The organism is Streptomyces sp. NPDC041068 (genome assembly GCF_040647455.1).
Lineage (GTDB): Bacteria > Actinomycetota > Actinomycetes > Streptomycetales > Streptomycetaceae > Streptomyces.
In genome coordinates this window covers 196,553-218,803 of the sequence record NZ_JBEZCG010000018.1, presented here as the reverse complement: position 1 = coordinate 218,803, position 22,251 = coordinate 196,553, and the positions used below count along the sequence as shown (strand labels likewise).

Below are 22,251 nucleotides of genomic sequence, written 5' to 3'. Positions count from 1 at the left end.
CGCTCACCTTCACCCCGGCCACGTCCGCCCTGTTCACGTACGACTTCACGACCCCATTGTCCCGTCCGCTTGCACTTTGGCAACACCGTTGCTTAAGTGGAAAGCATGACTGGCACAGGCTCTGACTCCGCGGGCCCTTCGAGGTCCCCCCTCCGCGTCGGCCTCATCGGGTACGGCCTCGCGGGCTCCGTCTTCCACGCCCCGCTGATCGCCGCCACCGAGGGCCTCGCCCTCGACACGGTCGTGACGTCGAACCCCGAGCGGCAGGCGCAGGCCCGCGCCGAGTTCGGCGACGGCCTGCGCCGCGCGGCGTCGGCGGACGAGCTGTGGGAGCGCGCGGACGAGCTCGACCTGATCGTCATCGCATCCCCGAACAAGACGCACGTGTCGCTGGCGACCGCCGCGCTCAAGGCGGGCCTGCCGGTCGTCGTGGACAAGCCGATCGCGGGCACGGCGGCCGAGGCGCGCGAGCTCGCGTCCCTCGCCGACGAGCGCGGCCTCCTCCTGTCCGTCTTCCAGAACCGCCGCTGGGACAACGACTTCCGCACGCTGCGACAGCTGCTCGCGGAGGGTGAGCTCGGCGACGTATGGCGCTTCGAGTCCCGTTTCGAGCGGTGGCGGCCGCGGCCGAAGGGCGGCTGGCGCGAGTCCGGCAACCCGGAGGAGATCGGCGGACTCCTCTACGACCTCGGCAGTCACGTCGTCGACCAGGCGCTGGTGCTGTTCGGCCCGGTCGTGAGCGTGTACGCCGAGTCGATCGTCCGCCGCCCCGGCGCGGAGGCGGACGACGACACGTTCCTCGCGCTCACGCACGCGAACGGCGTCCGCTCGCATCTGTACGTGAGCGCGACGACGGCCCAACTGGGCCCGAGGTTCCGCGTCTTGGGCTCCCAGGCGGGTTACGTGAAGTACGGCCTGGACCCGCAGGAGGCGGCCCTGCGCGACGGCAAACGCCCCGCGTCCGGCGCCCCCTGGGGTGTGGAGCCGGAGTCGCTGTGGGGCAGGGTCGGCTCCGGCGAGTCCCCCCTGACCGGCGGCGGCCGCCCCCTGCCGACGCTGCCGGGCGACTACCCCGCGTACTACGCGGCGGTGGCCGACGCCCTGCGCGGCACGGGCGAGAACCCCGTCACCGCGCACGAGGCGGCGGCGGCCCTGGACGTCCTGGAGGCGGCGCGACGCTCGGCGCGCGACGGTGTGACGGTGACGCTGTGAGCGAGGCCCCGTCGATATCCGAACTGGAAGCCCAGGAACGCCGCCTGACGCTCCCTCACTTCACGCACGACGACGCGTGGACGCTGGGCGCACTCCTCGTGACCCTGGCCCGCGAGCGCCGTGCCCCGGTGGCGATCGACATCCACCGCGGCGGCCAGCAGCTGTTCCACGCGGCGCTGCCCGGCTCGACCCCGGACAACGACGCCTGGATCGACCGCAAACGCCGCGTGGTGGAACGCTACGGCTGCTCCTCCTACCTGGTCGGCTCCCGCTTCCGCGCCAAGGGCACGACGTTCGAGTCCTCCTCCCGCCTGGACCCGGACGTGTACGCGGCCCACGGCGGCGCGTTCCCGATCACGGTCGAGGGCGCGGGGGTCATCGGCACGGTCACGGTGTCGGGCCTGCCGCAGGTGGAGGACCATGCGTTGGTGGTGGAGGCGTTGGAGAGGTTCGTCGGGGCGTAGCCGGGGGGGCTCGCAGGGCCGCACAGGTTCACGTACGGGTCGGCGTCCAGGCCGTGGTCGTGCGGGACGGCCATGTCCTGCTCGGCCTGCGGGCCGGTGGGTTCGGTCCCACACCCGGCTCTCGCGCTCGCGCCGGGCGGTGGCCCGCTGGATGAGCCGGGCGCTGGAGAAGGTGGCGAGCGACCCCGACGCCGTGCCGATGAGCGCGGCCTCCGCCGCAGCCAGTCCCACGGCGTCATCATGCCGCGCGAGCGCCCCCGGCGAACCAGGAGCGCCCGCACCGATGCCCAGGGGCGAAACCGCGGTTACGCGTTCTTCAGCTCCTGCCGCTGCCGCCCGAGCCCCTCGATCTCCAGCTCCACCACGTCACCCGCCCGCAGATACGGCTTCGGCTCCGGCTGCCCCATCGCCACGCCCGCCGGCGTACCCGTGTTGATCACGTCACCGGGGTAGAGCGTCATGAACTGGCTGACGTACCGCACCACTTCGGCCACCGGGAAGATCTGGTCGGCCGTCGTGCCGTCCTGCTTCGGCTCACCGTTGACCCAGAGTTTGAGGGACAGCGCCTGCGGGTCCGGGATCTCGTCCGCGGTGACCAGCCAGGGGCCCAGCGGGTTGAACGTCTCGCAGTTCTTGCCCTTGTCCCAGGTGCCGCCCCGCTCGATCTGGAACTCCCGCTCGGAGACGTCGTGCGCGACCGCGTACCCCGCGACGTGCGCCAGCGCCTCCTCGTGCGAGTCCAGGTAGCGCGCCGTACGTCCGATGACCACGGCGAGCTCCACCTCCCAGTCCGTCTTGACCGAGCCCCGCGGCACCAGGACGGTGTCGTCGGGGCCGACCACCGTGTCCGCCGCCTTGAAGAAGACGACGGGCTCGGTGGGCGGCTCGGCGCCCGTCTCACGGGCGTGGTCGTGGTAGTTGAGCCCGATGCAGACGACCTTGCCTATCCGCCCCACCGGCGGCCCCACGCGCAGCCCTTCGGCGTCCAGCGCGGGCAGCTCACCGGCCTCGGCGGCGGCCCTGATCCGGCCGAGCGCGGCCGCGTCGGCGAGCACGGTGCCGTCGATGTCGGCGACAACCCCCGACAGGTCCCTGAGGGTCCCGTCGGCGTCGAGCAGCGCGGGGCGCTCCGCCCCTGCCGTACCGACTCGCAGCAGCTTCATGGTCTGAACTCCCTTGGTCGAGCGCGATCGAGTGTGATCGAGCGTGGCCCGGCCGATGGGTTGCGGCCATCGGAGGTTTGGTCGATCGTCCAAGGTCCCTGTGCGGTATGCAATACCCGGTTCACGTACTGGACCATTACCCGGCGGTAGCCGAGGCCTTCACGCGGCGGCGGCCAGAGCCCCCGCACCGTTCGGCATGTCCCGGTACAGCACCGCCCGCTCGACCGCACTCCAGGTCGTGCTCGTCACCACGTACAGCGCGGCGGCGAGCGGCACCACGGCCACCGTGATCAGAGTCATGAACGACATCAGCGGCATCACCTTGGTCATCGCGGTCATCGCGCCCGCGCCCGGCATCGGCTGGTCACCGGCCTGCGGCAGTGGGGTCGCGGCCATCTGCCGCTTGGTGCGCCGGTAGTTGAAGGTCGCCACCGCCGCGACGATCGCGAAGAGGCCGAGGTAGACCAGGCCCTGCGCCCCGAAGACCCCGCCGTCCGCCAGCGCGTCCGTCCACCGTCCGCCGAGCGGCGCCGCGAAGAGCGTGTGGTCGAGCAGCGTGTTCGCCTCGCCGCCGATGCCGGAGTTGGAGAAGAGGTGGTACAGCAGGAAGAACGCCGGCAGCTGGAAGAGGCTGGGCAGGCACCCGGAGAGCGGCGACACCTGCTCCTTCCGGTGCAGCTCCATCACGGCCTTCTGGAGCTTCTCGGGGTTCTTGGCGTGCTTCTTGCGCAGCTCCGCGATCTGCGGCGAGAGCTTGGCGCGCGCCTTCTGGCCGCGGGCCGACGCCCGGGAGAGCGGGTGGACGAGGAGGCGTACGCACGCGGTGAACAGCACGATCGCAGCGGCGGTCGCCGAGGCGTGGAAGAGCGGGTCGAGCAGGTCGGCGATGTGCTCGACCAGGCCCGCGAAAAGGGACATGAAGGACGCGAAGAGATCGGACATGGAGAGGCCCTCCGAGGGGTTCGTCGTGCCGGGAGAAGAGGCGACGGATGACGTCGCGTCGGCGTGACGACCCGCGAGGGGACTCGATGGAGCTGGGCGTGTTCCCCTACGCGGCCGTCAGGAGGGCACGGCCGGGTGCTCGGGGGCGCCTGCGGCCCCTGGCGTCGGGGTCGCGTTGCGGCAGGAAGGCCGTACGCAGCTCGCGGTCGCGGATGGCCGTGCGCACCTTGGTGCGGGGCACGGCGGGCGCGCAGCGCGCGGCGATCACGGAGCAGACGGTGAGAGCGGAGCCCGCGGCGGCGGTCGCGGCGAGCGCGACGGCGGCGGTGAGGCTGCCGGTGTCGACGAGGACGACCTCGACGAGGAGGAACAGAAGGAGCAGGGCCGGGCGCGCGGCCGCCTTCCAGCTGCGGATCGCGTCGTGCATGGCTGCCCTCCTCTCCTCACGCTCGGTCAGTGCACACGGCACTTTGTCGTACTGACGTTATACAGGATCCGTCTCGACCGGCTGAAGCAGCCTGCGGGGCCGCAGCAGCGCCCGGCTGACCGGATCCGAGGGTTCCGGATCGAGTCCGGGGCCCGGCACCATCTCGACGTCCTCGACGGCGACGAGGCCGCCGCAGGCCGGGCACTCCCCCACCAACCCCAGCTCCGTACCGCACTCGGCATGGCGGAAGTACCGCAGCGGCGCGGTGCCCGGGATGTGCTCGCGCCCCCACAGACCGAGCGCGCGCAGCGTGGGCCACAGGGCCTTGCCGCGCTCCGTCACCACGTACTCGTGCCGCCTGGGTGCGTCCGGGCACGGCCGCTTGTCGAGGACCCCGGCGGCGACGAGCGCCTGGAGGCGCCCGGCGAGGACGGCGCGCGGGATGCCGAGGTGGACGAGGAAGTCGTTGTACCGCCGCACTCCATAGAGCGCGTCGCGGACGACGAGCAGCGTCCAGCGCTCGCCCACCACCTCCAGCGCGCGGGCGATCGAGCATTCCTGCGCGGCGTAGTCCTTGCCCAGAGCCATGGCCCCACTCTAACCACTTTTCCCGTACGAGGTTCAGTGAACGAACTCGGGGTGCTACGGTCACCCCACTTGCCGAGTTCATTGACTGAACCTGAACGACCTCAAGGATCTCCAAGAACCTCGAAGGGCTGACCCATGTCCACGACCACGGCACCGGCCACCACACCGCCGGCCGAAGCCGCGCCCCGCGCCTCCGCCACCCTCGCCGTCACCAGCGCCGCCACCGCCGTGGCCCTGATGACGTACACGGCGCCGATGATCACGCTCCCCGACACGGCCGCCGCCCTGCACACCCCGCTCTCCGCCCAGGCCTGGCTGCTCAACGGCACGCCGCTCGGCCTCGCCGCCGTGCTCCTGGTCGCGGGCAGCCTCGCCGACGACTACGGCCGCCGCCGGATCTTCCTGACCGGCACGGTCGCGCTCGGCATCACCACCGCACTCGCCGCGCTCGCCGATTCCACCTGGCTGTTCACGCTGGCCCGCGTTGCCCAGGGCATGGCGAGCGCGGCGATCCTCGCGAGCAGCCTCGGCCTGCTCGTGCACGCGTTCCCCGCGGGTCCTGGCCGGATCAGGGCGACCGGCATCTGGGGCGCGTTCGTCAGCGGAGGCATCGCCGCGGGCCCGCCCGTCGCGGGCGGCATCGCGAGCGCGGGCCAGGACGGCTGGCGCTGGGCGTACGCGGTGCTCGGCCTCGCCGCGCTCGCGGTTGCCGCCTTCGTCCCGCGCGCCCTGACCGAGTCCCGCGCGGCGCGCCCCGGCCGCCCGGATCTTGCGGGCGCCCTGACCCTCGGCCTCGCCCTGACCTCCCTGGTCGCCGCGCTCACGCTCGGCAGGGACGGCTGGCTGCGCGCGCCGGTGGGCGTACTCCTGGTCGCGACGGTGGCCCTGCTCGCCGCGTTCGTCGCGGTGGAGCGCCGCGTCAGGACCCCGATGCTCGACCTCGGCCTGCTGCGCCGCCCGCTGTTCCTCGCCTCGACGTCGGGCGCCCTGTTCACCGGGTTCTCGGTGATCGCCCTCTTCAGCTACCTGCCGACCCTGCTCCAGCACACGCTCGGCATCTCGACGATGGGCGCGGCCTGGCTGTTCGTCATCTGGTCGGGCACGTCGTTCCTGGCGGCGCTGCAGGCCAGGCGGCTCGCGGGCCGGGTCTCCGCCCGCCACCAACTGGCCGTCGGCTTCGTGCTGCACGCCGTCGCCGTCCTGACCATGCTGGGCGCGGCGGGCGGCGGCTCCTGGCTCCGCCTCCTGCCGGGCCTCCTCGTCTCCGGCGTGGGCAGCGGCCTCCTGAACGCCGCGCTGCCGCTGCTCGCGGTCGAGTCCGTGCCGGCCGAGCGCGCCGCGATGGGCTCGGGCGCCAACAACACGGCGCGCTACATCGGTTCGGCGGCGGGCGTCGCGCTGATGATCGCGGTGTCGACGTCCACGGGGGACCTCGCGCACGGCGCGAACGTGGCGATGGCGGTCTCGGCGGGGCTCGGCCTGGTGGCGGCGGTCAGCGTGACGCTGCTGCGGGAGCGGCGGGGCTGATCTCCTCCTCGTCGCCGAGGGGATCCCGGGCAAGGACCTCCGCGTCCGGCCGGTCGTCCCCGCGGTCGGCCGGACCCGCGTACGTCACGGTGAGGGCGACGGCCAGGTTGACGGCGAGCGCGACGATCCCCGCGTTCACCCCGAAGACCGGATCGTGCTCGGTGAAGACCAGCCCGCACACGACCCCGACCCCCACGACGAGACCGCTCACCGCCCCCACCATCGTCAACTTCCGCCACACCAGGCCGAGAAGGAGCATCGGCACCAGCTGGGCCATCCCCTCGTACGAGATGAGGGAGAGCCGTACGAGGGTGTTGGGCGCCGTATAGGTCAGGGCGAGGGCCAGCGCCCCCGCGACGACGACCACGCCCTGCGAGGCCAGCTTCTGCCGCTGCGGGGTGCGCCACCGGGGCAGCAGTGACAGCACGCTGCTGCCCCACATGGTCCCGATGACCAGCATGAACACGGCCATGGGCACGATGGAGGAGAGCGCGGCCGCGACCCCGATGATCCCGACGGCCCACGCGGGCAGCGAATCCACGACCAGCTTGAAGAGCGCGAGATTGGACTCGGCCCCGACGAGCCCCGGCACGACGAACAGCGCGGCCATGCCGAGCAGCATCGGCACGAAGAGCAGCACGTTGTAGGCGGGCAGCCAGATGGCGTTGCGCCGCAGCCCGTCCGCGTTGCGGGCGCCGAGATACCCGGCGACGGTGGTCGGAAAGATGACGACGGTCAGTGCGTTGAGCAGCGAGGTGGTGGCGAACCAGGCCTCTCCGTACGCGCTTCCGCCACTGCCCGGCAGAGTGAGCCAGTCGCTCTTCTCACTCACGATGCGGTCGAGGAAAGGCCCGTACCCGTCGAAGTAGTGCAGCGGCACATAGACGGCGAGGAACCCGAGGGTCCCGATGACGAGCAGGTCCTTCAGGACGGAGACCCAGGCGCTCCCGCGCAGCCCGCTCACGACCACGAAGCCGGTCGTGACCGCGAAGCCGATGAAATAGGCCCAGTTGAGGCTGATGGCGCCGTAGGAAATGGTCGAGACAACAACACCCATCCCCGTGATCTGCAGCTGGATGTACGGCAGCAGGAAGACGGTGACGAGCAGCGCGACCCCGGCGCCGAGCCAGGGCCTGTCGTACCGGTGGGCGACCATGTCCGAGATGCTGACGAGACCGTGCCGCCGGGCGTACGCCCAGAGCATGGGCCCGACCACGTACCCCACGGCGTATCCGCAGGACATGTAGGCGACGACGTACAGCACGGGAGCCCCGTAGTTGTACCCCCACCCGGCAGCGCCCAGATAGCTGAAGCTGGTGTACCCCTCCCCCGCCATCAGCACCCAGATGAAGACGGCCCCGAGACTGCGCCCGCCCACGGACCACTCGGCGATCCCGCCCTGCCGCCCGCGCCCGCGGACGGCGGCGAGCCCGAGGGCGACGGTCCCGACCATGAAGACACCGAACACGGCGGTGGCGACGGCCCCGTCACTCATGCCCGACCCCCTGCCCGCTGCCGGTCGCCCCTATGGGCCAGCCACACGCAGAACGGCGTGAGGAGAGTCGCACAGAGCAGCCAGAAGAAGAGAAAGGGCAGCCCGAGGACGACGGGCCGTACGCGGTTGGCGAGCGGGAGGGCCCCGAGATACAGCACGAAGGGCACGAGGAGCCAGAGGAGATGGGGTCGTCGTCGAGCGATCACGAACGGTGAGCCTATCGGCCGCACAGCTCCCTATCGGGGCCGCATGGACCGCAACGTGCCCCACACGACGAGCCGGTACTTCGAGGTGTACTCGGGTGTGCAGGTGGTGAGCGTGATGTAGTACCCGGGTTCGCGGTACCCGTACCCTTTGCGCACATCGCTGCGCGGCACGCTGCGGAGGACACCACTGTCGCGGGCGGAGGTCTGCGCGAGCGTCTTGTTCACGACGTACGTATAGACGGCACCGGCGGTCTCGACCCTCAGCTCGTCCCCGCCCCGAAGCCGGTTGATGTACCGGAAGGGTTCGCCGTGGGTGTTGCGATGCCCGGCGAGGGCGAAGTTCCCGGCCTGGCCCGGCTGGGCGGTGCGGGGGTAGTGCCCGACGTATCCCCGGTCGAGAACGCCCCTCTTGCTGATCCCCTCGGCGACGGGGACGCGGATGCCGATGCGGGGGATGTGGAGGATGGCGTAGGCGTGGTCCCAACGAGGTTTGGATTCAGGGGAATTGGCACGCCCTGAGGCATCCGAGGCACCGGAGGCGCTGCGGGACCGCCACTCCTCCCCGTCGGCACCCTCGGTACGTGCCCGATCACCACCGGAGGGGGAACCGGAGGGGGAACCGGAGGGGGAACCGGAGGGGGAACCGGACGAGGAGTCACCGGAACCCCCCGCGTCCTGCCGCTCCCACTGCTCCTCAAGGGACTGGACCTTCCGCTCGGCGGCGGCGCTGGCCTGGCGGTTGGTCCACCACAGCTGGTGGGCGACGAGGAGGAGCAGGACGAGTCCAAGGGTGACGGCGACTTCGGCGCCGTTCCAGAGGAGGCGGACAGGAAGGGGCCGCCGAGAGCCACGGCCTTGCTGAACGACGGGAACCCGCACCTGCACGACGCCTCCTTCGGCCGCGGGGAGGATAGGCGCCGCAAGGGCAACAATCCATGGCCGGACCAGGTCGACAGTCGAACCGCCCCTCCTACAGGAGGCCCGCGCGGCAGTACGGTGTCCCGTATGCGCCCCGACAAGCCTGCTGCTGCCGACCACGTCGACGCCGACCACATCGCCGAAGCCGCGCGCCTGGAACGCACGGCCGGCCTGTACCCGGAGGACGCCGAACAGCTGCTCCTCCAGGCCGCCGCCCACCTCGAACTGGCCGGCGCACGCGCCCGCGCGACGACGCTCTACGACAGCCTCCTGTCGCCGTCCGCCCCGCACCCCCCGTCCGCCCCGCTCCTGATCCGCGCCCTGAAGGCCTCGAACCTCTGGGAGTACGGCCACGAGGCGGAGGCGAGGGCGATCATCGACGGAATCCGCACGGCAGCCCCCCACGACCCGGCGCCGTGGGTGATCGTGGCGGAGTCCCTGGAATCGCACGACGAGTTGGAGCAGGCGCACGCGACGTTCACGGAAGCAGCAACCCTGCTCCTCCCCTCCGACACGCAGGACCCCCCGTACTCAACCCACCCGCTCCTCTTCGGCCGCCACCGCGTACGCCGCCTCCTGGGCAAGGACCACGACGAGTGGGACGCCCTGGCAGACCGCGTCTCCACCGCCCCCGTCCCCCTGGACGAACTCCACGACCCGAAGCGGGTCTGGTCCCTGGGCTCGGAGAACCCGGCGGAACTCCGCGCGGAAATCACGCGAATCCAGGCAGAGTTGGGCTCGTACAGGGAGGCCCTCTCCCGCCCCTTCCCGGTGGCGATCCTCCACTGGCCGGCGACGGAACTGACGGAACTCCTGACGGCGTACCCGGCGCTCTCTTCTGAATACCCGTCCCACGAGGCGCACTTGGCGACCATAGAGTCCTCCCTCCGAGAACTCTCGGCCTCCGGCACCCCGAACCTGGGCATCGTGACGGGCACGGTCCCTTCGTACGAGGCCTTCGCGGCTTCGGAGAGCACGTCTCCGGAGGACCCGTCCTTGTTGCCGCAGTACGCGACGACGTTGGCTGCGCGGGGGCGGGCGGTGGGGTGGCCGCCGGAGAGGGGTGGGGATTGCTGGTGTGGGTCGGGGGCGGCTTACGCGGAGTGTCACGGGAGCGATGCCTGACGGGGATCGCGCTTCCCTGGCGAGTCGATCAACTCCAGTCACACTTCGGCGATATACAGCCAATGCTTGTCCTAATCGCCTGCACATCTCAAGATTGCGCGCTTCGATGCCCCAAGCATCGACCGTCAGTGACTCCTGCTAGAACGGAGCCACATCGGTTCCGGCGGTCGAGGGAGTCAGCGTGACGGAGTCGTGGAGTGCTACACAGCCAGTGGCAGGCGTATACGAGAGGCTCATCACTCAGGGGCTACAAGGCAACATGGAGCATCTCAAAGCCGCTGGTTGGAGTGTTGTTGATGCCGAGGTCAGCACCGAGTCCAGACCGCATGTCCTGGCCCGTCGCCTAGGTGAAGTCATCGGACAAAGGCCGTTGCAGTTGCCGCACGACCAAAGGATCCAGGCAGCCAACGCGCTTGCGTGCCGGCCGCGATCGCGGAATCCCCATCCGCGTGATCGCGACCGCCTATATCGGAGCATCAGAGCGACACGCCCTGGATCGACTGATCAACGAGTTCGGCGCCGAGGTCACGGCCAACTACGAAATTCGCTCCACTCGACTACACGCGAAGGCATGACCCTTCCGACGCAACAGCGGGTACGACACCGAGTATGTAGGCAGCTCTAACCTCTCCAAGGCGGCGCTTCTCGATGGCCTCGAGTGGAATGTCTGCATGTCCTCGCGGCCCGTCTAGATGGCGCACTGTCTCAAGCGAGTGGGAGCATCCAAGGAACAGGAAGGAACACCATCACTCTCTCAGGGCTTGAAGTCACCGCCTATCCGCACCAGAAGGACATGCTGGAGCGCTTGGAAGTTGAGCGCTCGATGCGTGGCCGCCACCGCAATCTTCTCGTTGCCGCAACTGGAACGGGCAAGACGGTCATGGCAGCACTCGACTACAAGCGGCTTCGCCGCCAGGATGGGCGCGATCTGCGACTCCTCTTTGTCGCACATCGCAAGGAAATCTTGGATCAGTCCCTACGGACGTATCAAGACGTTCTCAACGACGCCAACTTCGGCGAGCTCTTCTACAGCGGCGAGATCCCGAAGAACTGGACACACGTATTTGCGAGTGTCCAGTCTCTCAACTCTCGCACGCTGGAGCGGCTTTCCCCTGATCACTTCGACGTGATCGTTATTGACGAGTTTCACCATGGTACGTCTCCCACCTACCGTAAGATCATCGATCACTTCAAACCCAGCGAGTTGCTTGGCCTGACAGCGACACCTGAGCGCATGGACGGCAAGAACATTCAGGATGAGTTCTTTGAGGGGCACATCGCAGCCGAGATGCGACTGTGGGAGGCCTTGGAGAACGATTTGCTCAGCCCGTTCCACTACTTCGGGATCAGCGACAACACCGATTTAAGCTCCGTGGAGTGGAAGCGCGGCTCCTACGACTCGACTTCCCTCAGTAATGTCTTGACTGGGAATGACGTACGCGCCCGACTTGTGGTGAAGGCGGTCCAGGAGAAGGCCGGCTCTCCTAGTTCAATGCGCGCGCTAGGGTTCTGCGTCTCTGTCGCACACGCGCACTTCATGGCTCGCTACTTCCGGAAGGCCGGTCTCAACGCCATCGCCCTCTCCGGTGAGAGCCATCGGGACGAGCGAGAGCAGGCCCTCAGGGACCTCAAGGCCGGCAAGATTCAAGTGATCTTCTCCGTAGACCTCTTCAATGAAGGGCTCGACATCCCTGATGTCGATACCTTGCTCCTGCTCCGCCCTACCGCAAGCGCCACCGTCTTCCTGCAGCAGCTTGGGCGAGGACTCCGTCGCACCGAGGACAAGGCCGTCCTCACGGTGCTCGACTTCATCGGCCAGCACCGCAAGGAGTTCCGCTTCGAGAACCAGTTCCGCGCCCTGACCAATCTCACTAGAAAACGCCTGCTCGACAACCTGAGCAACGACTTCCCCATGCTGCCGTCTGGCTGCCAGATCATCCTGGAACCCAAGGCCAAGCAGACGATCATCAGGAACATCAAGGAGCAGCTCAACGTCAATGTGACTGCCCTGGCACGCGAGGTAGCCACCTACGCTGAACAGCGGCTGGCCACCTATCTAGAGGAGAGCGGCCGAGAGCTCAAAGAGCTCTACCGCGGAGGCAACGGCAACTCGTGGACCAGCCTTCTGCGACGCGCCAACCTACTCACCGACCCCGCCCCCGAAGGCGAGTCCGGGCTGCTGAAGCGCATCCCTTCGTTCCTTCACGTAGATGACCGCGAGCGCATCGAGGTGTACCAACAACTCCTCGCGGATGACGCTCCGCTGTACGACGCCTTGACGCCCATGCAGCAGGCCTACGCTCGCATGTTGTTCTTCAACTTCTGGGACAAGGCGGGTGGCTACACCTCGTACCAAGATGGGTTGACGGCTTTGCGTGAGCACAGAGCCGTCCGTCAGGAGCTCCATCAGGTCCTCGACCACTGCCTCGCTACGGCGGATCACTTCCCCCTCCCCCTGGAAGGGCCACACAGCGGCCTTGCACTGAAGATCCACAGCTCCTACAACCGCTCCGAGATCCTTGCCGCGCTCGGAGTGGCCCGCTTCGGCGGGCAGATGCCGGGGTCCTTCGCGCAGGGTGTCGTCGACGCCAAGGAGATCAACTCCGACGCTCTCCTCATCACGTTGGAGAAGGACGAGAAGGACTTTTCGCCAACGGTCCGGTACAAGGATTACGCGATGAGCCCCACCAGGTTCCATTGGGAGTCGCAGAGCACGACCGACGAGGACTCCACGACAGGGCGCAGATACCGCGAGCACGTACAACGAGGGAGCCACATTCTGCTCTTCGTCCGCCGATACAAGAACACAGACATCGGCGGCGCCGAGCCGTGGATGCTTCTCGGCCCTGCTCGCTATGTGTCCCACGAAGGAAGCAAGCCCATGGCGATCACGTGGGAGCTCGAGCAGGAGATGCCGGCCGATGTGTGGACGTACTCGGCGATTGCATCGAACTGAACATCTAGGTCTGGAAGTTAGCTGACTCTGCGAGGCCGCACTCCGCCTCGAAGTGCATCTGTGCCCGGTCCAACGCCTCATCAGGGTCGCAGCCATGCGCCAGCAGCCAGTGAAGGAGGTCGGCGATCAGATCGATCGCCGCCTCCTCCGCTACCGCGACACCGACACGCCCTGAACCCTGCACCCCTCCCCAGCGCACACCGCCGTAGAGCAGCAAGTGCTCCGCTGCTCGTGCCACTCTCGGGCTGTCGGCAACCGCATCGGCAGCCCTTTCCCCTGTCTCGAACTCGCACCACACCGTCTTCGAGTCACCGCAGAGGATGACGCCCCAGCGCTGCTTGGACACTGTGTCGACGACGGTCATTCCTCGCCCTGACTCTGCCTCGGGGGCAGCGTCAAGGAGCGTCGGAAGCGCCCGGGCGTCTGAGTCGCGCATTTCAATGCGGAGATAGGCGTCCCGGATGGCAACCGTGAGACACGCAGCCGTACCGATCCCCACATGCCGAATGACGTTTGACGCCAACTCCGCGACGCAGGTCTGAGCTGACTCGACCAACTCCGGCAGCCCCCAAAGGACCAAGCGGAGCTTCAACGCGCGGCGAAGTTCAGCCACTTCGTGCGGCTCAGCCGAGAAGCGCCGCACCCAGGGCTCCCGCCGGACACATTCATTCGCATAGATCATCGCTACCTGCTTCCCGCGCACCGCGCGCGTTGCGTGACCATCGATCACCCTCAGTGAGAGGTTCCCAGCGCTTATCCCTTCGTGCAACGTGCATATCGAGATTCCCCCTAAGGGGTGATTGGCCTTCTGCACCACTTCCGATGAGATGGAACACCCGCTACCGCAGGAGGATTTGAGATGGCTGGTTCCCCGACCGCACGCCGTCGCCGACTGGCGATCGAGCTCAAGAAGCTCCGCGAGGAGAACGGCTTCACCTGCAGCCACGTAGGCAAGGAGCTGGACTGGAGCAGCTCGAAGGTCAACCGAATGGAGACAGGGCAAGGACGGGTCCAGCCGTCTGACGTAGACGCCCTGTGTCGCTTCTATGGAACGCCCGACGAACTGCGCGACCTCCTCAAGTCCTTGGCGAAGGAGTCAAAGACCAAGGGGTGGTGGCATGCCCACGGAGACGCGGTGCCTTCATGGTTCTCCGTGTACGTGGGCCTGGAGCAAGCCGCCGCCAGCTTGCGCAGCTATCACAGCGAGTTCGTCCCCGGGCTTCTCCAAACCTCCGACTACGCCTCGGAGCAGAGCCGCGCTTGGGTCGACCACACCACCGATGAGATCCAGCGCATGGTCGATGTACGCATGCGCCGTCAAGATCTCCTGATGAGCAGGAGCGCGCCCGACTTGTGGACTGTCGTACACCAGAGCGCACTGATGCACGTGGTGGGAAGTCGACGGGTCATGGCAGACCAGCTCGAACGTATGCTGGAAATGGCGAAGTTGAAGAACGTGACGATCCAGGTCCTGCCGTTCGATGCGGGCGCCTACCCCACGACGGGGTCGTTCACCGTTCTCGGCTTTCCTGAGCAGGAGGACCCAGACGTGGTGTATCGGGAAGGACTGACAGACTCTGTCTATCTCGAGCACCCAACGGACGTTGCCCTCTACACGAAGGCGTTCGACCATCTCCGTGCGCTTGCACTGAGTCCGCAGCGATCAGGCTTGCTGATCAAGAGAGTCTTGGAGGAGCACTCCCAATGACGCCCGACCCAAGTGTCCGGTGGCGCAGGAGTAGTTACAGCAACGGCATGGGGGGAGAGTGCGTCGAGGTCTCCACCGACGTAGCTGTTGTTGCCGTACGAGACTCCAAGGCGCCCCTCGGCCCCCAGATCACCATGAGCCCGCCCGCATGGAAGATATTCGCGGGAGCTGTTCGGTCAGCAAGCCTTGGCTAGATGACTGATTGATTGGGGTCGCGGATGATCGCCCCAGCCCGCTCAAGGAAGATTGAATGAGCCTGTGTCATCTCGCGGTTTGCTTGTTCCCACCGGGTCCACTCCGGGCTCTGACGCCCTGGGGTGGAAGAACGGCCACCCTGCGCCAGCCTGAGAGCCTGCGTCGCCTCGATCGTGCTGACCGTCACCTCACTCGCCAGGCGAACCACTTCTTCCGGCCCCCATAGCGCGATTTGCCTCGTGCACGATTGCAAGGCCAAGCTGCGGTCCCTGAGCTCATCGCGCGCTTCATCCGATAGCCGCGCGCCCGCTCGTATCCCGGGTGCCGCTCGCGCCAGCGTGTCCTCGACCGCGGAATGAGCCTCAAGCAGCCGCCCGTAAGCTTGCTGCCGCTGCCCACGTACCCACTGAAGGTGCTCGGCAACGGCCTGCCCTTCGACTTGCAAGCGTGCGGCCTCAACTGCACTTGTTCCACCGAACTTTGCCCCTCGCAAGGACAATGCTCCACCGGCGATCGCACCGGCGACAGCCGCCACAATCCCAACGGCCCCCGCTAGTACCGCAGCTATTCCCTGATCCATGCCCCGTATCGTCCCCCGCCGCGGGTGGTCCACCAAAGCGCAACGCTGCACTGCCGGTTACCCTCTTCCCGCTCCTGCCGAGCGGGCGGACTAGCCTCTACGTCATGACGACATCCGCCCCCACAATCAGACCCGGAGATGTCCGCACGCGCGCGGAGATCCGTCAGGAGTTAGGGGGGAGCCCTCAAGGCGGTATATGTCCGTCAGAGTCCAAGAAGACCGTTGTTCTCTTCTCGGACATCAAAGCTGGTGAGCCGTACGGCTACCGTGACGGGTGGCTCACCGAAGAGGACGACCTCGGCCCTATCTTCGCGTACACCGGAGCGGGCACTAAAGGTGACCAGACCTTTGGAGGGCTCTACGGCAAGGGCAACTCCGCCGTGCTCGACCACGCCACCCGCGGACGTACCCTTCACCTGTTCATCGCTGAGGGGAAGGTTCAGGGCTCCGGCGCTCGGACGCATCGCTACGTCGGCCCCTTCAAGGTCGATGAGCGCGAGCCCTACCAATTGCGACAAGCTCGCGATGAGAACCAGGCAGACCGAAGCGTCATCGTCTTCCGCTTACGCCCGGCTGGTGAGGTCTACCGTTCCGACGCTCACACGCTCCCCAGGGCGAAGGCAACCAGGCCCATCTTCTTCCGCGCCAGAGAGGCGACTCGCTTAGCCAGGGCTCAACGTAGGCAGCGGAACCAGCACCGCACCCTCACGCCCGATGATGTCGCCGCGCAGCGGCGTGATGAGTTGAGCGAAAGCTACGAGAGTCGGCTAGAGCAAGCGGGCCACTCAGTCGGCTATCTGCAGGTTGAAGTCAAAGACAAGACATCTACCCTCATCAGTGATCTTTACGATGAAAGCGACAACACTCTCTACGAAACCGCGGGCAGTACGTCGCGCGAGGCGGTCAGAAGCGCGCTGGCACAACTCTTGGACCTCAGCAGATATCTACGCTTGATGGAGCACAGCCAGCCGCTCCGGCTCATGGTTCTCTCGCCTGAGCTTCCCGATGCGGACATCCGAGAGCTCCTCGAGGAACACAACGTCGGCGTCATCTACCGCAACGAGGCTGGGGATTTCTCAGAGTTCCAGGGTGAACGACGCACACCTGGTGGCCGCGCCGGAGCCCCGCCGTTCCCGTGTGCGGAGTGCCCAGCTCTGAGCAGCTAGATGCAGCGACAAGGCGGGCGCTCAGCTACAAGAGCGCCGTAAGGCCACTCGCTTCTTGGCCATGGTCGCGCCTCCACGCCTTGAGTAAAGGGCCCTCCGCTGCGCTGCGCGTCGGCTTCGCCGATTGCGCTTCGCTTCACCCTTGACTCAAGGCGTTCCAGCGCGCGGGAGAAGCGAGCGAGCGGCCGGAGGAGCGGGGCCGCGTCCTCGCAGGGCGGGGGTGCCGGATTGAGTTGGCGGCTGCCGGTCACGTGGTGGGCGCGTTCCGCTTCGCCGGGCACGCCGGGTCTCGTCAAGCGGCTGTCGCCCGGCTCGAGCCGCGGGCAGGCGTGACGACTGTCCCGTTATGCCCATCCGGTACCACTCTGACCGCTCCTGAGACCGGCAGCGTAATCTCGGCTGCGGATCCGCGGGCAGGTCCGCGGATGACTCATCGCCTACGTCGGGAGGCCTCATGCCCCGCATCTCCACCGCCCCCATAGCCGCCGCCGGGCTCATCGGCGGCTACGCCACCGCCCGCCTCACCAAGAAGCGCCCCCTCGGCGGAGTCGTGCTCGCCGCCGCCGGCGCCGCCGCCGGGCAGCAGTGGCGGAAGGCCGCAGGGGGCAAGACCGCCGCCGCGCTCGGGGCCGCCTACGTCGCCGGGTTCGCCGGGTCGCACCCCCTCGCCAAGAAGGTCGGCGCCTGGCCCGCCGTCCTCGGGGTCGCGGGTGCCGTCGCCGCCGCCTCGTATGTGCTCGTCGATCGGCAGCGGCAGGCCTCCTAGCCACCGAAGGCCGGGCGCAGGCCGGGCACCCGGCCTCGCCTCAGCCCACGTGGCTCAGTACGTTCACCACCCTGCCCCGCGGGTCCCGTACGAAGAAGCGGCGTACGCCCCACTCCTCGTCCCGCAGGGGCAGGACGATCTCCGCGCCCGCGGCGCACGCCTGCTCGTACACCGCCTCCACGTCCGTCACCTCCACACTGAGGTCCGGGACCACGGGAGCCGTCGCGTCGTGCGTGAAGAAGCTGATCTGCGCCGTGGGGTTGGCGGGGGGACGCGAGCGTCGTGGTCCAGCCCTGACTCATGACCTCGCGGAAGCCCAGCAGTTCGTAGAACTCGCGGTGCCGAGCGAGGTCCGACTCGGACTCCAGCCGTACGTTCGGCACGATCCTGCGGATGGTCATCGGGCGCTCTCCACACTTCCCTGCGTCGCGCTCAACCGTCCTGGGCCGTCCCAGTGTCCCCACGCTCCCCGAACCTCGCCGCCAACGCCCCCACCACCAGCACCCCCACGCCCATCAGCAGCGCGAAGAACGCCCACGCCAGCTGCCACGCGTCCGCGTCCGGTGTGGGGTGGGTGTCGAAGGAGAAGAACATCAGCGTCGACGGCGGGGCCGCCGTCACCAAGAGCGTCCACACCGGGCGGTCCCTCAGGCCGAAGTAGGCCGACAGCAGCACCAGGGCCAGCACGAACGTCGTCAGGCCCAGCGCCGTCACCGGTGACGTCTCGTTGATCGCGCCCGGCGTCCCGGCGCGGTTGCGCAGGTCCCAGGGAAGACACACCACGTACGCGGTCGCCGCCAGCCCCGCGCCCAGCAGGCGGGTCGCGTACCTCGGCAGCGGCGGGCTCTTCGGGAGAGGAGTCAGCAGCGTATTCATCGGCATGCGTACGACCGTGCCCTCCCGGGCCGCGGGCGCAACAGAGTATGCGTACCTAAGTACGCCCCATACGCCCCTGCCTTCACCCCACCCGCCCCTGGCCCTCGTCTCCCGCCGCCCCATCACCTACTCCCCTGAACGTCGCCCGATACGCCCCCGGCGACACCCCCACCCCTGCCACGAAGTGCTGCCTCAGCGACGCCCCCGTCCCGAAGCCCGCCTCCGTCGCCACGCGGTCCACCGTGTGGTCCGTCGATTCCAGGAGTTCACGCGCGCGGTCCACCCTGCGCTGCGTCAGCCACTGCATCGGCGTCAGGCCCGTCTCCTCCCGGAAGCGGCGGCTGAAGGTCCGGACGCTCATCGAGGCCCGGGACGCCATCTCCGTCAGCGTCACCGGCTCATGAAGGTGCCTGAGCGCCCACGACCTCGCCTCCCCCGTCGACGTCAACCCCGGCTCCGTCACCGGCCGTTGGATGAACTGCGCCTGGCCGCCCTCCCGATGCGGCGGCACCACCGTGCGGCGCGCCACGTCCGTCGCCACGCTCGCGCCGTGGTCCCTGCGGATCATGTGCAGGCACAGGTCCACCCCCGCCGCCTCCCCCGCCGAGGTCAGCACCCACCCCTCGTCGACGTAGAGCACATCGGGGTCGACGGTCACCGCCGGAAACGTGCGCGCGAAGCGGTCCGTCGACAGCCAGTGCGTCGTCGCCCTGCGGCCGTCCAGCAGGCCCGCCGCCGCCAGCACGAACGCCCCCGTGCAGATCGAGGCGAGCCGAGCGTGCCGAGCGGCGTCCAGCGCACGCGCCAGCGGCGCCGACAGGCCGCCGGGGCCCAACGCCTCGTCCTCCTCGTGCGACGCGGGGACGATCACCGTGTCCGCCCACTCCAGCGCCTCGGGTCCGTGCGGCGCCCCCACCGGGAAGTCCGCGTCCGTGCGGATCATGCCCGGACCCGTCACCGCGCACGTCCGCACCTCGTACAGCCGCTCCCCGGAGGGCGACCGCGCCCCGCCGAACAGCTGGTGCACCAGGCCCAGTTCCATCGGCAGCACACCGTCCCGCACCAGGACCGCCACCCGCTGCCTCGCGCTCTGCCCCGTCCTCATGGCCAGATCCTTGCACAGCCTGGCCATCTGGCCACTGATCCCGACCCCCCTCCCGGGCGCAGCCTCGTATCCATGACACGCCGCGAACACCTCCGCCCCTGGACCGTCGTCTGCGCCGCCGCCCTCGCCATCGTCACCACAGGCGCCTTCAGTACCCTCTCCGGGCTCCTCGTCGGGCCGCTCCACCGCGATCTGGGGTGGTCACGGTCCGCCGTCGGGCTCGGCACGCTCGTGAGCATGGTGGTGTACGGGGCGACGGCGCCGTTCGCCGCCGCGCTGATGGACCGCTTCGGGATGCGCCGTGTCGCCGTCGGCGCGCTCGGGCTCGTGGGGTGCGGGGCCGGGCTCGCCGCCACCGCCATGGCCGATCCCTGGCAATTCGTCCTGTACTGGGGTGTGTTCGTCGGGCTCGGGACCGGAGCCACCGCCATGGCCTTCGCCGCCACCGTCACCGAGCGGTGGTTCGTGGCACGGCGCGGGCTCGTGACGGGGCTGCTGACCGCCGCGAGCGTGGTCGGGCAGTTCGTGTTCCTGCCGGTGCTCTCCGCCGTCATCGAGCGGTACGGGTGGCGGGTCGCCGCCCTGAGCCTCGCCGCCGCGGCCGCGGCCGCCGTCCCCTTGGTGTGGCTCGCCCTGCGCGACCATCCCGCCGATGTCGGACAACAGGCTTACGGGGCAGTCGAGTTCACTCCCCGGCCCGCACCGCGCAAGGACGCCGCCCGCCGCGCCCTGCGTGTCCTCGCCGACTCCGTACGCACCGGCCCCTTCTGGCTCCTCGCGGGGACCTTCGCCGTCTGCGGGGCCTCGACCAACGGTGTCATGTGGAACCACTTCGCGCCCGCCGCGCACGACCACGGGATGCCGGTGACCGTCGCCGCCTCGCTGCTCGCGCTGATCGGTGTCTTCAACGTGGCGGGGACCGTCGCCTCGGGGTGGCTGACCGACCGGCGCGACCCGCGGCGGCTGCTCGCCGTGTACTACGCGGTGCGGGGGCTGAGCCTGCTCGTGCTCCCGCTGCTGTTCACGGCGACCGTGCAGCCGCCGCTCGTCGCCTTCGTCGTCGTCTTCGGGCTGCTCGACGTGGCCACGGTGCCGCCGACCCTGGCGCTCTGCCGCGAGCACTACGGCCCCGACGCGGCGATCGTCTTCGGCTGGATCAACGCCGCCCATCAGGTGGGCGCCGGAGCCCTCGCCTTCCTGGGCGGCGCGGCGCGGGACGCCTTCGGGTCGTACGACATGGTGTGGGTGACGGCGGGCGCGCTGTGCGCCATGGCCGCGCTCCTCGCGCTGACCCTCAGGACACCGACTGAGGCAGAAGGACCCGTCCTCACTTGACCGCCGCCGCCGACAACGGCGTCGCGATATCCTCCAACGACCTCCGCTCCGCCCGCACCGCGAGCGCCGCCGCGACCAGACCCGCCGCGCACATCAGACCCGCACCGATCTGGAAGGCGAGCACCGTGTCGCCCACGACGCCCGACTCCGTCAGGTCGGCGAAGACCAGCGGGCCGCTGATGCCGCCGGCCGCCGTGCCCACCGCGTAGAAGAAGGCGATGGCCATGGCCCTGGTCTCCATCGGGAAGATCTCCGACACCGTCAGATACGCGCTGCTCGCCCCCGCCGACGCGAAGAACAGGACCACGCACCAGCAGGCCGTGAGCGTCGTCGCGGTCAGCGAGCCGCGGCCGAACAGCCAGGCCGTGCCGAAGAGCAGGAGGCCGGAGAGCAGATACGTCGAGGAGATCATGATCCGGCGGCCGACCGTGTCGAAGAGCTTGCCGAGGAAGAGCGGGCCGAGGAAGTTGCCCGCGGCGATGACGGCGAAGTAGTAGCCCGTGCTCCCGGACGGGACGTCGTAGAACGTGGTCAGGATGGCGCCGAAGCCGAAGGTGATCGCGTTGTAGAGGAACGCCTGGCCGACGAAGAGGGACAGGCCGAGCACCGCCCGCCGGGGGTAGACCGCGAAGACGGTGCGGGCGATGGTGACGAAGCCGATCGACGTGCGCTGACGGATGGTGATCTCGCCGTGCGGGGGCGGCAGTTCACGGCCACCGAGTTCCGCCCGCACCTCCTCCTCGGCCTCCCCGACAAGACGCTCCGCCTCCTCCCCCTTGCCGTGGATGAACAGCCACCGCGGACTCTCCGGGACGTTACGGCGTACGAGGAGGATGACCAGGCCGAGGACGACGCCGAGGCCGAAGGTGAGCCGCCACCCCACGTCGGGCGCGAAGAGCTCGGTGTCGAGCGCGACGACCGAGAGCAGCGAGCCGCCGATCGCGCCCAGCCAGAAGCTGCCGTTGATGACCAGGTCGACGCGGCCGCGGTACTTGGACGGGATGAGTTCGTCGATGGCCGAGTTGATGGCCGCGTACTCCCCGCCGATGCCGAAGCCCGTGAAGAAGCGGAAGACGAAGAACCACCAGGCCTCGAAGGACAGTGCGGTCAGCGCGGTCGCCGCCAGATAGACCCCGAGCGTCACCATGAACAGCTTCTTGCGGCCGAAGAGGTCGGTGAGCCACCCGAAGAACAGCGCCCCGGAGCACGCCCCCGCCACGTACAGCGCCGCCGCGACGCCCGTGACCTGCGCCGATGAGATGTCGAGCCCGCTGCCCTCCTCGGACAGACGGCCCGCGATGTTCCCGACGACGGTGACTTCGAGGCCGTCCAGGATCCACACCGTGCCGAGGCCGACCACGATCGTCCAGTGCCAGCGGGACCAGGGCAGCCGGTCCAGGCGGGCGGGCACGGCCGTGGTGACGGTGCTGTCGCCGCCGGGGGCGGCCGGGGCGTGCGGCATGGGACCTCCCGGGAGTCCGGGCCCCGGGTCCCCCG

At 68.8% G+C, this 22,251-nt stretch carries 20 protein-coding genes and 2 pseudogenes; 10 read left to right on the top strand and 12 right to left on the bottom strand.

Features of this window, described 5'->3' with window-relative positions; all coding sequences use genetic code 11:
- Window positions 1–105: 105 nt before the first annotated feature.
- Complete coding sequence (locus AB0B50_RS35275) at window positions 106–1,212, top strand: Gfo/Idh/MocA family oxidoreductase (protein WP_362339898.1); 1,107 nt, start codon at window positions 106–108, stop codon at window positions 1,210–1,212.
- Window positions 1,209–1,676, top strand: a complete 468-nt coding sequence (locus tag AB0B50_RS35270) for a heme-degrading domain-containing protein (RefSeq protein WP_362339897.1) — start codon at window positions 1,209–1,211, stop codon at window positions 1,674–1,676. The genes AB0B50_RS35275 and AB0B50_RS35270 overlap by 4 nt, the downstream gene beginning before the upstream one ends.
- Before the next feature lie 305 nt (window positions 1,677–1,981).
- Here the strand turns inward: AB0B50_RS35270 and AB0B50_RS35265 are convergent, their stop codons facing one another.
- The 4 genes from AB0B50_RS35265 to AB0B50_RS35250 form a co-directional block, all read right to left on the bottom strand.
- Window positions 1,982–2,839 (bottom strand): fumarylacetoacetate hydrolase family protein, encoded by an 858-nt coding sequence (locus AB0B50_RS35265; RefSeq protein ID WP_362339896.1) that lies wholly within the window; start codon window positions 2,837–2,839, stop codon window positions 1,982–1,984.
- Window positions 2,840–2,998: 159 nt separating this feature from the next.
- Window positions 2,999–3,757 (bottom strand): YidC/Oxa1 family membrane protein insertase, encoded by a 759-nt coding sequence (locus AB0B50_RS35260; RefSeq protein WP_362339927.1) that lies wholly within the window; start codon window positions 3,755–3,757, stop codon window positions 2,999–3,001.
- A 130-nt stretch (window positions 3,758–3,887) separates the two neighbouring features.
- Window positions 3,888–4,208 (bottom strand): DUF6412 domain-containing protein, encoded by a 321-nt coding sequence (locus AB0B50_RS35255; protein WP_362339895.1) that lies wholly within the window; start codon window positions 4,206–4,208, stop codon window positions 3,888–3,890.
- A gap of 57 nt (window positions 4,209–4,265) precedes the next feature.
- Window positions 4,266–4,796 carry a helix-turn-helix domain-containing protein gene (locus AB0B50_RS35250; protein WP_362339894.1) on the bottom strand — a complete coding sequence of 177 codons (531 nt, stop codon included), beginning with the start codon at window positions 4,794–4,796 and terminating at the stop codon, window positions 4,266–4,268.
- Between the two features lie 135 nt (window positions 4,797–4,931).
- Here AB0B50_RS35250 and AB0B50_RS35245 point away from each other — a divergent pair, with 135 nt between their 5' ends.
- Window positions 4,932–6,323, top strand: a complete 1,392-nt coding sequence (locus AB0B50_RS35245; RefSeq protein ID WP_362339893.1) for an MFS transporter — start codon at window positions 4,932–4,934, stop codon at window positions 6,321–6,323.
- Here the strand turns inward: AB0B50_RS35245 and AB0B50_RS35240 are convergent.
- From AB0B50_RS35240 to AB0B50_RS35230, 3 genes are read right to left on the bottom strand one after another with little or no spacing between them, the layout of a single operon-like run.
- A complete protein-coding gene (locus AB0B50_RS35240; protein WP_362339892.1) occupies window positions 6,289–7,818 on the bottom strand; it encodes a sodium:solute symporter family protein in 1,530 nt (509 codons plus the stop codon). The two genes, AB0B50_RS35245 and AB0B50_RS35240, sit on opposite strands and share 35 nt — an antisense overlap.
- Window positions 7,815–8,021, bottom strand: coding sequence for a DUF3311 domain-containing protein (locus AB0B50_RS35235; protein ID WP_362339926.1), 207 nt, complete (start codon window positions 8,019–8,021; stop codon window positions 7,815–7,817). Before AB0B50_RS35235 ends, AB0B50_RS35240 begins: the two co-directional genes overlap by 4 nt.
- 33 nt (window positions 8,022–8,054) lie before the next feature.
- Entirely contained in the window at window positions 8,055–8,903 is an 849-nt protein-coding gene (locus tag AB0B50_RS35230) for a class E sortase (protein WP_362339925.1), read from the bottom strand.
- 126 nt (window positions 8,904–9,029) lie between these two features.
- Between AB0B50_RS35230 and AB0B50_RS35225 the strand changes: the two genes are divergently transcribed.
- Window positions 9,030–10,067: an SEC-C domain-containing protein gene (locus AB0B50_RS35225; RefSeq protein ID WP_362339891.1), complete on the top strand. Its 1,038-nt coding sequence runs from the start codon at window positions 9,030–9,032 to the stop codon at window positions 10,065–10,067.
- Between the two features lie 259 nt (window positions 10,068–10,326).
- Window positions 10,327–13,023: pseudogene (locus AB0B50_RS35220) on the top strand (DUF3427 domain-containing protein).
- Window positions 13,024–13,027: 4 nt separating this feature from the next.
- Here AB0B50_RS35220 and AB0B50_RS35215 read toward each other — a convergent pair.
- Window positions 13,028–13,387 carry a hypothetical protein gene (locus tag AB0B50_RS35215; protein WP_362339890.1) on the bottom strand — a complete coding sequence of 120 codons (360 nt, stop codon included), beginning with the start codon at window positions 13,385–13,387 and terminating at the stop codon, window positions 13,028–13,030.
- A gap of 495 nt (window positions 13,388–13,882) precedes the next feature.
- On the opposite strand from AB0B50_RS35215, the gene AB0B50_RS35210 reads away from it, so the two are divergent.
- From AB0B50_RS35210 to AB0B50_RS35195, 4 genes are all read left to right on the top strand, one after another.
- A complete protein-coding gene (locus AB0B50_RS35210; protein WP_362339889.1) occupies window positions 13,883–14,731 on the top strand; it encodes a helix-turn-helix transcriptional regulator in 849 nt (282 codons plus the stop codon).
- Window positions 14,728–14,925, top strand: coding sequence for a DUF397 domain-containing protein (locus tag AB0B50_RS35205; RefSeq protein WP_362339888.1), 198 nt, complete (start codon window positions 14,728–14,730; stop codon window positions 14,923–14,925). Before AB0B50_RS35210 ends, AB0B50_RS35205 begins: the two co-directional genes overlap by 4 nt.
- 685 nt (window positions 14,926–15,610) lie before the next feature.
- Window positions 15,611–16,672: a hypothetical protein gene (locus AB0B50_RS35200; RefSeq protein WP_362339887.1), complete on the top strand. Its 1,062-nt coding sequence runs from the start codon at window positions 15,611–15,613 to the stop codon at window positions 16,670–16,672.
- Window positions 16,673–17,126: 454 nt separating this feature from the next.
- Complete coding sequence (locus AB0B50_RS35195; protein ID WP_362339886.1) at window positions 17,127–17,438, top strand: hypothetical protein; 312 nt, start codon at window positions 17,127–17,129, stop codon at window positions 17,436–17,438.
- A 40-nt stretch (window positions 17,439–17,478) separates the two neighbouring features.
- Here the strand turns inward: AB0B50_RS35195 and AB0B50_RS35190 are convergent.
- The 3 genes and pseudogenes from AB0B50_RS35190 to AB0B50_RS35180 all read right to left on the bottom strand — a co-directional run bounded on the left by AB0B50_RS35190 (window position 17,479) and on the right by AB0B50_RS35180 (window position 19,446).
- Window positions 17,479–17,839: pseudogene (locus AB0B50_RS35190) on the bottom strand (VOC family protein).
- Window positions 17,840–17,870: 31 nt separating this feature from the next.
- Window positions 17,871–18,320, bottom strand: coding sequence for a hypothetical protein (locus tag AB0B50_RS35185; RefSeq protein ID WP_362339885.1), 450 nt, complete (start codon window positions 18,318–18,320; stop codon window positions 17,871–17,873).
- A gap of 76 nt (window positions 18,321–18,396) precedes the next feature.
- On the bottom strand, window positions 18,397–19,446 hold the full coding sequence (locus tag AB0B50_RS35180; RefSeq protein WP_362339884.1) for a helix-turn-helix domain-containing protein: 1,050 nt from the start codon (window positions 19,444–19,446) through the stop codon (window positions 18,397–18,399).
- A 45-nt stretch (window positions 19,447–19,491) separates the two neighbouring features.
- Here AB0B50_RS35180 and AB0B50_RS35175 point away from each other — a divergent pair, with 45 nt between their 5' ends.
- Window positions 19,492–20,754, top strand: a complete 1,263-nt coding sequence (locus tag AB0B50_RS35175; protein ID WP_362339883.1) for an MFS transporter — start codon at window positions 19,492–19,494, stop codon at window positions 20,752–20,754.
- On the opposite strand, the gene AB0B50_RS35170 is transcribed toward AB0B50_RS35175, so the two are convergent.
- On the bottom strand, window positions 20,747–22,216 hold the full coding sequence (locus AB0B50_RS35170; protein WP_362339882.1) for an MFS transporter: 1,470 nt from the start codon (window positions 22,214–22,216) through the stop codon (window positions 20,747–20,749). The genes AB0B50_RS35175 and AB0B50_RS35170 overlap by 8 nt on opposite strands.
- Window positions 22,217–22,251: the final 35 nt, after the last annotated feature.